At 50.3% G+C, this 12,724-nt stretch carries 9 protein-coding genes; 5 read left to right on the top strand and 4 right to left on the bottom strand.

The features are described 5' to 3' along the window. Window positions 1-9: 9 nt before the first annotated feature. From ACTHTA_RS05180 to ACTHTA_RS05200, 5 genes are all read left to right on the top strand, one after another. The gene (locus ACTHTA_RS05180; protein ID WP_049351023.1) at window positions 10-801 is read left to right on the top strand and encodes a heme/hemin ABC transporter substrate-binding protein; all 792 of its coding nucleotides are present in this window, start codon (window positions 10-12) and stop codon (window positions 799-801) included. A gap of 149 nt (window positions 802-950) precedes the next feature. Beyond that, a complete protein-coding gene (locus ACTHTA_RS05185; RefSeq protein WP_049329734.1) occupies window positions 951-1,892 on the top strand; it encodes a FecCD family ABC transporter permease in 942 nt (313 codons plus the stop codon). 46 nt (window positions 1,893-1,938) lie between these two features. After that, the gene (locus tag ACTHTA_RS05190; RefSeq protein WP_440364457.1) at window positions 1,939-2,664 is read left to right on the top strand and encodes an ABC transporter ATP-binding protein; all 726 of its coding nucleotides are present in this window, start codon (window positions 1,939-1,941) and stop codon (window positions 2,662-2,664) included. Window positions 2,665-2,938: 274 nt separating this feature from the next. Further along, window positions 2,939-4,759 carry a heme anaerobic degradation radical SAM methyltransferase ChuW/HutW gene (hutW, locus tag ACTHTA_RS05195; protein WP_440364458.1) on the top strand — a complete coding sequence of 607 codons (1,821 nt, stop codon included), beginning with the start codon at window positions 2,939-2,941 and terminating at the stop codon, window positions 4,757-4,759. Window positions 4,760-4,851: 92 nt separating this feature from the next. After that, window positions 4,852-5,469, top strand: a complete 618-nt coding sequence (locus ACTHTA_RS05200) for an NAD(P)H-binding protein (RefSeq protein WP_283114420.1) — start codon at window positions 4,852-4,854, stop codon at window positions 5,467-5,469. A 714-nt stretch (window positions 5,470-6,183) separates the two neighbouring features. On the opposite strand, the gene ACTHTA_RS05205 is transcribed toward ACTHTA_RS05200, so the two are convergent. From ACTHTA_RS05205 to ACTHTA_RS05220, 4 genes are all read right to left on the bottom strand, one after another. Then, window positions 6,184-7,194, bottom strand: coding sequence for an IS5 family transposase (locus ACTHTA_RS05205; RefSeq protein ID WP_440375719.1), 1,011 nt, complete (start codon window positions 7,192-7,194; stop codon window positions 6,184-6,186). 207 nt (window positions 7,195-7,401) lie between these two features. Beyond that, window positions 7,402-10,236: a lactoferrin/transferrin family TonB-dependent receptor gene (locus tag ACTHTA_RS05210; protein WP_308888513.1), complete on the bottom strand. Its 2,835-nt coding sequence runs from the start codon at window positions 10,234-10,236 to the stop codon at window positions 7,402-7,404. Next, window positions 10,233-12,317, bottom strand: a complete 2,085-nt coding sequence (locus tag ACTHTA_RS05215; protein ID WP_440364460.1) for a transferrin-binding protein-like solute binding protein — start codon at window positions 12,315-12,317, stop codon at window positions 10,233-10,235. Before ACTHTA_RS05215 ends, ACTHTA_RS05210 begins: the two co-directional genes overlap by 4 nt. 215 nt (window positions 12,318-12,532) lie before the next feature. Further along, a partial coding sequence (locus ACTHTA_RS05220; RefSeq protein WP_440376364.1) for a transposase occupies window positions 12,533-12,724 on the bottom strand: 192 nt, incomplete at its 5' end.

The following is a 12,724-nucleotide window of genomic DNA, read 5'->3' on the forward strand; positions in this document are numbered from 1 at the left end:
GGAAAAATAATGAAACTCAAACTCCTTCTGCTTTCCGCGTTTATTTCGTTGGCCGGCACTGCACACGCGCAACGCATCGTCGTGTTAACCCCCGATACGGCAGACATTGTTGCCGCACTCGGCGCATTGGACGAAATCGTCGGCCGCGATCAGACCGTTCAAAATCCGGCATTGAAAAACAAGCCCAGTATCGGCATTCATCGCCGCCTGACGGTTGAACCGATTGTGGCCGCCAAACCCGACATCGCCATCGGTTCATGGATGGCGCAGCCTGCCGATATTTTTACCCACCTGCAAAAAGCAGGCATTAAAGCCGTCAATGTTGCGCCTGATGACAGCATCGCCGCCTATCCGCAAAGTATCCGCAACATCGGCCGGCTTATCGGTAAAAGCACGCAGGCGGACAAATTGGCCAGTAAGTGGCAGGCGGATATGAAACAGCAGCCTTCCAGCGGCAAACGCTACCTCTTCAGCTACGATGGGCGCATCGTATCGGGCAAGAATACCGCTGCCGACGAAATCATCCGCCGTGCCGGCGGTATCAATGCCGCAGCCGCCATTGACGGTTTCAAACCGATGACGCGTGAGGCATGGATAGCGGCCAAGCCCGACATCATTATCATTGCCGATCACAACACGGCCATGATAGGCAACGTCAAAACCTTTGCCGCACGCCCCGAAATCGCCGGCTCGCCTGCGGCGAAAAACGGCAAGATTTATTTGTGGAAGGCCAATGATATGTTCCGTTACGGGTTGGATACGCCGCAAGTGGTTCAACGTTTGCACGGTTTGGCGAAATAAATACGCCTGCTTCGAAAAGAGGCTGGATTGATGTTTGCTTTTTCAGACGGCCTCTGTTCAAACGCCCCCGCTTATTCCTTCTCTGTGCAGGCTTGTTCTCAAAATGCCGTCTGAAACCGTTATCCGATCCGCTTGAAACGCATTGCGCCATGAAACCGCATACCCTTACCCTCTGCCTGTTGCTTACTGCCGCCGCCGTTTATTTGTGTTGCGGCATCGGTTTTGGCGCGTGGGAATCGCCGTTGGCGATGGATGAAACCGTCCGCCAAATCCGTCTGCCGCGTATCTATACCGCGCTTTTGGTCGGAGCCGGTTTATCCGCTTCGGGGGCGGCATTGCAGGCTTTATTTGAGAACCCGCTGGCCGATCCGAGTTTGATCGGGACGTCGGGCGGTGCGGCTTTGGGCGTGATTGTTTTATTGGCTTTGGGCGGTGGTACGATTGGCGTACCTGCGGCGGCCTTTTTCGGTGCGCTGGGCGTGTGCCTGCTGATTTTGGCAGTGCACAAACTGCTCGGCGGCGGTACTTTGGGATTGCTGGTGTTGGGGTTTGTGTTGAGCGCGTTTTCAGGCGCGGTGGTCAGCATGATTTTGTTTTTATCTGACGATTTAGTATTGCGCAGTGCGACCACATGGCTGTCGGGCAGCCTTGCCGAAGCCGGTTTCTCATCGCCTGTTGCGGCAATCGCGGTCATGTTGCCCGGTTTTCTGATTTTGTTGTCCGCAGGCAGGCGGCTGGACGTTTTGATGACGGGGGAAGACACGGCTTCCAGTATGGGTGTATCAGTTGGGGCATTGCGTGTGCAAACCGTAATCGGCGCGGCATTGATGACAGGGGCGGCGGTATCGCTTTCGGGCATCATCGGTTTTCTCGGCATGATGATCCCCAATGTGCTGGCGCAAACCGTCGGTGGCAGCCGCCGCAAACTGATCGCTCTGTCGGCTTGGTTAGGCGCAGTGTTTTTGATGGTGGTGGACGGCGCGGCGCGCTGGCTGACATACCCTGTCGATCTGCCGGTCGGTATCGTGATTGCCTTATTGGGCGGACCGTTTTTTATGTATTTGTTTATCAAGCCTTTAAAAAGCCGTTGATGCCTTATTAGGCCGTCTGAAACTTCATTGCCCCATATCTTTTGCCATGCACACCTTATTTCAAATCCGTAATCTTTCCGTCTGCGTCCAAGACAAAACCCTGCTTGAAATTGATCAACTGGATATACCTTCGGGCATGACTGTCATTATCGGCCCGAATGGCGCGGGCAAGTCCACTTTACTGCGTGCCTTAATCGGGCAAACGGGGCAGGGGGAAATCACGCTTTTCGGTGAGGCCGTTGCGCCGCAAATCCGCGCGGGCAGGGTGGCATGGGTCGGGCAGCATGGCCGTTACAACATGCCGATGACCGTACGCGAATACATTGCGTTGGCGTCATTCGTACAAAAAGGCCGTCTGAACCATGAATGGGCGGACGAGTTACTCGATTATTTTGATTTGACGGCGTTGGCGGATAAGCGCATCGGCAAGCTCTCAGGTGGCGAGCAACAACGCGCCAACATCATCCGCGCCCTGTTGCAAAATGCGCCGGTCTTGCTTTTGGACGAACCGTGCAACCATCTCGATATCCGCCACCAACACCGCCTGATGCAGTATTTGGTCGGGCATTCAAACCGTGCCTCATCAATGATGGTATTGCACGATTTAAACCTCGCCGCGCATTATGCGGGAAATATTATTTTGATGAATAAGGGAAAAGTAGTTGCATCAGGCAAGGTGGACGAAGTGATGCGCCCCGACTTGCTTGAATCGGTTTACGGTTGGCAGATACGCCGTTGCGAAGATGAAGCGGGGTTTTATTTCAGAAGCTGAACGCCAAAAGGCCGTCTGAAAAACGATAAAGAAAATTTATTTTATCGTTCAAAAATGAAACGAGATGGGAGGATATTCCCGACTTGAAGAACCAAATTTTGCGCATTTCACAAGTAAAATGCCGATTTTCATCAAATAGAAATACATTTAATTATTTATAGAATACAATATTTTAAAATAATACTAATTTTTAATTACGCAAAAATATTGACAAGAAAACGATGATGGTTATTTAATATATAAATCTTGTTAATAATTTTTATTAATCATTATCATGGTACAGCAGCTTGTTTGGACTCCGAAACAATCCGCACCCAAGGCATTTCCTGAACGTCAGGCATTAATGCCCGTTTGGGGCGGTGTTCCAATGCCGCGTCCCCAGTGGCAGAACATTTGGAAGAAAAGGCTTCCCCATGCCACCGATGTGGATGCGCTTGCTTATCTGCATATTCCATTTTGCGCCAACCATTGCGTTTTTTGCGGCTTCTACCGTAATGCGTGGAAGGACAGCCAAAGCAGCGTGTATACCGACAAAATTATCGAAGAAATGGCAGCTGAAGCCGAAGTCCGTACAGGCAAGGGCAAAATCCGAGCCGTTTATTTCGGGGGCGGTACGCCGACCGCGTTGCTTACGGAAGACCTCGTCCGCCTGATTCGTGCCTGCTACCAATATCTGCCGCTTGCCGAAGATTGCGAGTTCACCATCGAAGGGCGCATGAGCCATTTCGATTTGGAAAAAGCACAGGCCTGCATCGAAGCAGGCGCCAACCGCATTTCCATCGGCGTGCAAACCTTCAATACCGCCATCCGCCGCCGTCTCGGCCGCAAACACAGCGGTGACGAAGCGTTTGAATATTTGGCAAAATTGTGCGAACTCGATGCCGTGATTGTGGCCGATTTGATGTTCGGCCTGCCCAATCAAACCGATGACGTTTGGCAAAACGATATCGCCCGCGCCGCCGAGCTGCCCTTGTCCGGTTTGGATACGTACGCGTTCAACCTTTATCCCATGCTCCCCATCAACCGCATGATTGAAAAAGGTGCATTTCCGACACTGCCGGGTTTCGATATTCAGGCAGACCAATATGCCTACACGGTTGAAACACTGCTGGAAAAAGGCTGGGAACAAGTCAGCAACAGCCACTTCGCCTATCCTGGCCGCGGCGAGCGCAACCGCTACAATACCCTGATCAAATCCGACATTCCCTGTTTGGCGTTCGGATCCGGCGCTGGCGGTAACTTCGGCGGTTTCAGCTATCAGGTGCAGGGCGATTTGGAGAGTTATCTTGCCACGCCGAAAGGCGAGAAAAACATCGCATTTATGAGCGGCCATAGTCCAAATAAAGCACTGCTCAGCAAAGTCCAGCACGATATTGAAACAGGCCGTCTGAATCCATTATTGTTTGACGGCAATAAAGCAGCGCAAAAGCTGATTGCCCAATGGCAGGAAATGCAGCTTTTTAAAGAACCCGATTCAGACGGCCTGATCCGTTTGAATACCAGCGGCCGTTATTGGTCGCCCACCCTTATCCGCAAACTCATGCTCACTCTTCCGACTCAAGAAAAGGATCAAACCATGCAAAAACTTTCATCCGAACAACAAATCATGTTGCGCCAATCATTGGAAAAAAATCCCGGCCAAGTGCTCGAAATGCTCGCCGCGCAAAACCAATGCAGCTTTGAAGACGTCATCCGCTGCCTGCCTGAAAACTGCATCCGCCAAACCGAAGGCAGCCGCATCGTCGAAATCCTCCAAGCCGTCGCCGCATGGGATGAATCCGTTACCTTCATCGCCCACACCCCCGATGCCATCGTCGAAGTCAGCGGCAAACTGCCTAACGGCAAAGTCGGCCGCGGTTTCTACAACTTTGATCATCCAGAAACCGACGGCGGTGTACACGGCCACATCTACTATGAAAACTGCGCTTCCATCTACCTTTTGGAACGCCCGTTCATGGGTAAAGCCACTTGCTCGCTCAACTTTATCAACCGCAACGGCGGCGCCATGTTTAAAATTTTCGTCGGCCGCGATGAAGCAGGCGAGTTGAAACAACACCAAATCGAAGCCATGCGCAAATTGTTTGATGCCGCTTAAACGGTTTCAGACGGCCTGATAATCCGTTCCTTGTTGCATAGAGGAACGGATTTTCTAACAACAAACATCTACCATACAAAGGAACCCCAAACATGCAACTCATCTTCGGAGCCAACAGCCCGTCCGGCCGCGCCTATATCCGCACATTGACTGACTCAGCCGATACCGTCGCCGTATTGAGAAGGCCGTCTGAAGACAGCTTTTTTGACGAACACAATATTCAAACCGTCGTCGCCGATGCGCTTGATGCCGACGCGCTCGATAAAGCGTTGGCACAATATCGTCCCGATACTGTTATCAGTTTTGTCGGCGGCAAAAACGAAGAGGGCATCCGCAGCGATGCGCTGGGCAATATCAACATCATTGCCGCTACGAAAGCCGCCAATCCGCAAGCCCGCTTTGTACTGATTACCAGCATGGGCTGCGGTGAACAATGGGACATGATGAGCGAGCCGTTCAAACAGGCACTCGGCGAAGCCGTCCGTGCCAAAACAGAAGCCGAAATCTATCTCAAACAAAGCGATTTGAATTGGACCATCTTGCGCCCCTGCGGCCTTGCCGATGGCGAAGATAATGCCTATACCTTGACACAAAATGCCCAAGAAATTCCGCAAAAATACATGACGCGCAACGGCTTGGCCGCTGCCGTTGCTGCCATTGTCGGCCAAGCGGACAGCAAGGGCGAAACGTATAGCGTTGGTGTGGCATAAACTGATTGAATAGATTGCTCACTTTCCATTGTTAAAGTTGGAGTAGGTAATTGATTAGCAGCCGATCAAAACAATAAAGGATTTGCTTAGAAAAGGCTGGAGGATATAAATAAAAAGGCCGTATGAAGATTTCAGACGGCCTTTTATGTTTGAATTCTGTAAGTGATTGTACTACTGAGAGAAACAGGAGTTGGCAGGCTAAAATATTAGACTTATTAATTTAACATAATATAAATTATGTAGTTTTTCACTATACCTAACAATCGCCGTTGTTTATTCCTGTTTGTTAACTATTAGTTAATCTTAAAAGATTCCGTATAGTACTCCAATTTTTAGTATAAAATCAATAGGTTTCAATAGAAATTTGGCTGTTTAATTTTATTGTGACTCTACCACTGAATTAATGAGTAATGGAATAGTGTCTAGTGAAAATAGCTTCTACTATACTAAGTACCTTCAACTTCTTTGAGATAAGTACCTTAGCAGTTTATCAATACCGTTAAATAGGAAGAACAAACAAATGCCAACGGAAGAGTAGGGCAGCAGCTATCACTAGCCCAGTAACTGAGACCTTTGCAAAATTCCTTCCCCCCCCGACAGCCGAAACCTAAACAAAGATTTTCGGCTGTTTTTGTTTCAAATATCCACTGATTCTACCCAAATCCCTCCTTAATCCCCCTTGGACACCTGATTAATCAGGCATCCGGCCGCCTTTTAGGCAGCAACAGGCGCACTTAGCCTGTTGGCGGCTTTCAAAAGGTTCAAACACATCGCCTCCTTCAGATGGCTTTGTGCACTCACTTTAATCAGCCCGAAATAGGCTGCCCGCGCATAGCGGAATTTACGGTGCAGCGTACCAAAACTCTGTTCGACCACATAACGGGTTTTCGACAAATACCGGTTGCGTTTGGTTTGCGCTTCCGTCAGCGGACGGTTGCGGTGGGCTTTGCGCATAATGCCGTCCAGCAACTGGTGTTCTTTCAGATGTTGTCGGTTTTCCTCACTGTCGTAGCCTTTGTCGGCATAGACGGTCGTACCTTTGGATAGTCCTTCCAACAAAGGCAACAGGTGTTTGCACTCATGGGTATTGGCGAGGGTGATGTGCAGTTTCTCGATATAGTCTTCCGCATCGGTGCGGGTATGTTGTTTGTAACCGAGTTTGTAGAGGCCGTTTTTCTTTATCCAACGGGCATCTTTGTCTTTGCTCGGTGTGGTTTGGCCACTGACTTGTCCTTCCTCATCGACTTCTATGGCCTGACGCTGTTTGCTGCCGGCGGTCTGAATAATGGTGGCGTCAATGACGGCGGCGGATGCCTTCTCTACTTTTAGGTTTTTTTCGGCCAGTTGGCAGTTAATCAGTTTGAGTAATTCGGACAGGGTGTCATCTTGCGCCAGCCAGTTGCGGTAGCGGCATAAGGTGCTGTAATCGGGGATGTTCAGTTCGTCAAAACGGCAAAACAGGTTGAAATCGATGCGGGTGATGAGGCTGTGTTCGAGTTCGGGATCGGAGAGGCTGTGCCATTGTCCGAGCAGGATAGCTTTGAACATGGATAACAGGGGATAAGCGGGACGGCCGCGGTGGTCTCGGAGGTAACGGGTTCTTTGACGATTCAGGTACTGTTCGATCGGTTGCCAATCAATCACCTGATCCAACTTCAATAGTGGGAAGCGGTCGATGTGTTTGGCAATCATGGCTTGTGCAGTTTGCTGGAAGAAGGTGCTCATGGAAAATCCCCTAAATGTTTTGGTGGGAATTTAGGGGATTTTGGGGGATTTTGTAAAGGTCTCAAACTGCCTTAGCATTGAATGTCCAGATTCCCGGAATGACGGTTTAGAAGTTACCCTAAACCTCAAAAAAAACCTGCACCTTAATCAGTTGGCGGTTTAGTCCGACTTTTGGGGTGCAGATCAAGCTTTCAGACGGTATTTCCTTTAAAACTTCATTTCAAGCGCGAGGCTGAAGTTCCTGCCCGGTGCGGCATACCTTCCATAGTTACTGTCGCCGCTGTGCCGGTTTGCTGTGCTTTCCGCAGTCTGGCGCAAGGATTCCCAAGTAACGTAGCGGTAGTTGCCGATATTGTAGATAGCAGCCCTCAAGGTCAGCCGTTTTTTCAGATTAAGATAGGCGGAAACATCTGCCGTCGACCAAGCAGACGACGCTCTTTTTGCCGAATATCGTTTTTGATCGCCTGCCAGATAAGCAAGTTCATCAGGGTTTTTCCCTTTGGAATAGGTCAGCATAATGTTTGCGCCCCATTTCCCCTCGGGCTGGTCGTATCCGAACCCCAAAACATAACGCGACGGCTGTACCGCATCCAAAGCATAGCTGCGGAGGGACAGTCCCGGCCGGTTGGATACCGATTTCGGTTTGATACGGTTGTACGCCAAAGTCGTGTACAAACCTTCGGGCAGTTTGTGATACACACCGTTCCAGTCGATTTTTCCCAAGATGTTGATGCCTTGGAGCGACATATTTTGGGCATTGTAATAATCGCGTATATCAATCTCTGTCAATTGTCCTGCCTGATTCGGCAATTTGGTTTTTTGATCGGCAACGGCAATCATATCGGTATAACGGTTGCGGAAGCTGCTGATTTCCAAAAAGCCGAAATCGCCCTTCCACTGCAAACCGATTTCGCGGTTGGCTGCCTTTTCCGATTTCAGGGCAGGACGCTGCCAGCCTTTCGGATAATCGTGATAAATGTCTATCCCGAAAAGTTCTTGGAAGGAGGGCGTTCTGAAGCCGCTGGAGGCGCGGTAAGACAAAGAAAAATGCCGGTTCGGTTTGAACACGATGCCGCTGTTCCACGAACGGTCAACATACCGCCCGTTGCGGACGAGTTCTTCCGACGTGGTAAAGTTTTGCCGGTCGTACCTGCCGCCCAAGCTGAAATCGAAATATTTGCCGATTGAAAAACGGTCGTTCAAAGAAATGTGGATATTGCTGCCGTTGATTTTTCTTGGCACGCATTTGCGGGAACGCAGGGTTTCGATGTAGCCGCAGACCGACCCTTCGACGACTTCGGGCTTACCCAAAAGATACTTGTCTCCCTTATCGGTGTAATCCGAGTATTCCGAAATCCTTGCCGCATTGTGGGAAAGCTGTTCGGGGCGGGAGATCGCTTTGGAAGCATCGTAACCGAAGCCCAAAGTCAGATGGTGTTTCGTCCATTTGTTTTTCAGCGACTTCTCAAACGAGGCATTCAAAACATTGTGCTGTTCGCGGTAGTGGAAACGGTCGCTGCTGTCGTAGGAATACGGCTTGTCTGCCGACGCGCGGCAGGATTTGTCCACGGCAGGATACACGGCGCAATTCAGCTTCAGCGTGTTGTTGTCGGTTGCCACGCCCTGTTTGTCAAACGACAACACCGCCTTGTCCGCCCAATTGTCAGAATACGCTTCGTTTTCATAACGGTACAGCAAACCCATACGGCGGCGGCGGTGATGTTCGTCTATAAATTTGGTGCGGGAATATTTCAAACCTATGCCCTTGACCCATTTTTCTTTGTTTTTATCCCACGCTTCTATATTCGGCACAAAATACAAGCCGTCGCGGAAATCGTTGCCGTCGTACACCCCGCTCTTGTCGCTAAACTTTTTCGCCTCGTCCGTACCGTAATACTGTTTTTCCGTCATATCGCGGATGTCGTAACGCTGTTTGGTATCCTCAAACACGCCGCCGACATAATGCCTGCCGCCGAAGCGGTAGCCCAGCTTGGCAAGCCACGAACCGCTGCGGTAATCCATCGGATCGGGCAATATCCTGCCGCCGCCTGTGTACGATTGGGCGGACAGGTTTTCGTGGCGCGCCTGCGCCTCCCGCACCATCGCTTCTTCTTCACTGTTTAAAGCCTGACCTTTTGAACGGCGTTCTTCCACCCAGCGGTTGAGCTGGTTTTTCAAATATTTCCCGTTGCCCGCCAATTTTGCCACAGGCTTGAGCTCACTCTCGCCCTCCGCCAGGAAATATTCCGCCTTTTTATTCGGACTCTGAATATCGTATGTCTGGCGGAACGCGTCCAAACGGTCTATGCCGTATTCCACCCCGTCCGCAATATCGCCGTGCGGGCGCGTTTCCCGCCCTTGGCGTTCGGTTCGGATTAACAGCCCTTCCCAACCGTCCTTACTGAAACCCGCGCCGAGCGACTTCATAAATTGGCGGTTTTTACTGCCGTAGGCGGTTTTTGCCTGTATCCCCCAACTTTTGCCGTCTGAAATCAGGTCTGCCACCTCTTTGGTGCGGAGGGAGACTGCTCCGCCGAGCGCACCGCTGCCGTGATCGGAAGAACCGGCACCTTTGTCGATTTCTACCGTACCGACGTTTTCATATTCGATTTCGTTGATTGCACCGCTGCCGCCGCGTCCGCCGTATCCGCTCAATGCACCCTGCACGGTAAACGCCTGTATTTGGGCAACACCGTCGACCGAAACCGCCACACGGTTTTTATCCACGCCCCGTATCGAATAACCGCCGCTCGCGCCGTTACCTTGTTCGACGACGGCCACGCCCGGATCGTAGCGCGTCAGGTCGCGGATACCGAGTACCTGTTCTTTGTTCAACGTTTCCGACGTTTTGACGATTTTGCCCAAACCGGTCGCCTCTTTCGATCGCCGTCCCACTTTGGCGGCACGGACGGTAATCTCCTTCAATGATTGACTTTGCGCCGCATCAGATGCCGCCGTTTCGGGGTTTGCCGCATATGATGGGAAAGCGGCTGCAATGGCCAAGGCGGTCAGGGTAAGCGGGAATGTATGCCTTCTGTTCATCGTGTTGCCTCCTTGTCATCTTTCTTCGCACCAAATACCACACCGATTTTTTGTTGGGGTTCGGCAAAGCTGCCGCCCAATTCCGATGCATGAGGTCCGTAAAAGCCCCCTGTTACATGAAGGTTCTCGGCTTTAAACGGTTTGGAGGATGTTGCACCCCTGCCAAGCAGGTCGATACCTGTATCACGGGTACGTGCTGCTGCATGGAAACCGTTGTGCTCAATAATACCGTTTTCAATATAGAAGGCAGGTTCTACACCATTTTTCTCCATCAGGGTGCCGGAAAGGGACTTGTTGGCAAAGTTAACGTCGAATTCGGCTTTTGCCGCTTTATCCGCATGGTTATCCCATTGGATCGGCGCGCCGATACGGGCTTCCCATGAACCTCTATAGTGGACATTCCCAATTTTGGGGATGTCTGCCTCGGAAGTGCGGATACCTTTTATGAAAAGGTCGATATTCCTGTATGCAGAAGCGGGTTGGACAGGTGATTTTCCATCCGTGCCTACGCTTTCCGCGTTGTTTCCTTCATTTTTTTCTGCTGTATTTGCTTCCCCGTTATCTTCCTCTGCCGGCAACTCGGAAGAAGCATGACCGTCATCGGTATCATTTTCCAAACCGTCTTCACCGTCTTCAGGCTCTAAACTTTCATTTTCATCATCAGGTCCCGCGCCTTCATGATCGGAATCTTCGTCCTCTGTTGCAGTCGGTTTGACGACGGGACGGTCGGTTTGCATCCGTCCGATTTTCACATAGTTCAGAAAATCGCAGCAGGTTCGGATTGTCGTTTTCCTGCCGTCGGCAAGAACGATGGTTTGAGTATCTTTGACCAAGGAGATTTCACGCCCTTCGACAAGGAGTTTGTCAGGATGGGCAAAGTCGGGCATAGGCTCGGCAATAAACGGACGTGCCTTAGGATCGGCAGCTTCGTCGGCGGCAATTTTCAGCGAATCCAAGATTTTGGTATGCGTTTCAGACGGCACGGAGCTATTTTGTTTGCCTGCGAATACGCCGAATACGCTTTTGTCGTTGCTGATAAACCGTCCGGCAAGCTCTTCTCCGTTATCGCCGAAAAAACCGCCCTCAAGCCGCTGATCGGCATCGGCATGGAAAAACAAATGCTCCTTACCGGCATGTTTTTCCGCTAAATCAGGATTGACCTTGGCACTGCCGATAAAGCGGTTGCCGTCCAATTTTGCAGTAATGTTGTAAATGATCAGCGGCTTTTTAGGTTCATCTGGATTATTCTTATTTTGCACATACTGATTTTTAATCAACTTACCTTCCAGGTTTTTTTTGTCGAAATTAACCGTATATTCGGCAGGATGTTTTTCCCTGTCGTCGGCATCCCTAGCCGCATAAGAAGTTGCACCAATATTATTACCATAATATGTGTTATAACCCAAATTCTCACTGGCAACCGCCTGACCTGTCCGATGACGTTTGGCATCGGTCATATATTGCCAGTTACCGGAATATTTCACCGTTCCCGCGCTCGGTAAAGATTGGGAGGGATGTTCTCCGGAATAATATACAAACCCGTCATAACCAAACCGGTGGGTAAACCGCTTACCACCTGAGTTCTGTTTGATTTCGTCTTCTCCTGTTTGAGTATAAACATATCCGGCCCGGACATATTTATATTGATACACAGCATCTTTTGAATCGGACGTGTAGATTTGTGCATTAGGATGCCGTCCTTTGATTTCCTTTTTAAGTTTGTCGACCTGTTCTTGCGGCGTACCGTCTAAAAACAGGATATCCTCCTCTTTAAGCGGCAGATACTCCTCTGCCTGATGCTTATCGGGAATTTCCGTACCGTCTTTGTTATAAAAAGCAATATTCCGCCTTGGCAACCGCATTGCCGCACCGACGGCGGGCTGGTTGACCGGCGTGGTTTCTATAGAAGGTTTGGCAGGAGCCGGAGCAGGAATATCCTCAGGCTTGGAAGGTTTGGAATCTGACGGGGTTTGCGCGGTCGGCGTTGATTCGACAACAGGCTGCACGCCGAAATTGCCGCCGATACAAGATGCCAAAAGTAAGGGCAACAAGACAATGCCGCCATAATTCGGTTTACACATCCCTACTTTTCCTCTATTTGATTAATAATAATTATCATTATATTAATATGCACAGATAATATCAACCGAGACCTTGGCAAAAAAGCCCTTCCCACAACAGTCGAAACCCCAACACAGGTTTTCGGCTGTTTCCGCCACCAATCACTCCCTAACTCTACCCAAATACCCCCTTAATCCTCCCCGGACACCCGATAATCAGGCATCCGGGCCGCCTTTTAGGCGGCAACAGACACACTTAGCCTGTTAGCCGCTTTCAACAGGTTCAAACACATCGCCTTCAGATGGCTTTGCGCACTCACTTTACATAGACCAAAATAGGCTGCCCGTGCATAGCGGAATTTACGGTGCAGCGTACCGAAGCTTTGTTCGACCACATAACGGGTCTTCGACAAATATCGGTTACGTTT

The sequence above is a fragment of the Neisseria sp. P0013.S005 genome (assembly GCF_051958425.1).
In the GTDB taxonomy this organism is placed as follows: domain Bacteria; phylum Pseudomonadota; class Gammaproteobacteria; order Burkholderiales; family Neisseriaceae; genus Neisseria; species Neisseria subflava.

What these genes read in the sequence shown, in the direction of transcription:
- ACTHTA_RS05180 (WP_049351023.1), top strand. Translation starts at nt 10, where the DNA reads ATGAAACTCAAACTCCTTCTGCTTTCCGCGTTTATTTCGTTGGCCGGC.
- ACTHTA_RS05215 (WP_440364460.1), bottom strand. Translation starts at nt 12,317, where the DNA reads ATGTGTAAACCGAATTATGGCGGCATTGTCTTGTTGCCCTTACTTTTG.
- ACTHTA_RS05200 (WP_283114420.1), top strand. Translation starts at nt 4,852, where the DNA reads ATGCAACTCATCTTCGGAGCCAACAGCCCGTCCGGCCGCGCCTATATC.
- hutW (WP_440364458.1), top strand. Translation starts at nt 2,939, where the DNA reads ATGGTACAGCAGCTTGTTTGGACTCCGAAACAATCCGCACCCAAGGCA.
- ACTHTA_RS05210 (WP_308888513.1), bottom strand. Translation starts at nt 10,236, where the DNA reads ATGAACAGAAGGCATACATTCCCGCTTACCCTGACCGCCTTGGCCATT.
- ACTHTA_RS05190 (WP_440364457.1), top strand. Translation starts at nt 1,939, where the DNA reads ATGCACACCTTATTTCAAATCCGTAATCTTTCCGTCTGCGTCCAAGAC.
- ACTHTA_RS05185 (WP_049329734.1), top strand. Translation starts at nt 951, where the DNA reads ATGAAACCGCATACCCTTACCCTCTGCCTGTTGCTTACTGCCGCCGCC.
- ACTHTA_RS05205 (WP_440375719.1), bottom strand. Translation starts at nt 7,194, where the DNA reads ATGAGCACCTTCTTCCAGCAAACTGCACAAGCCATGATTGCCAAACAC.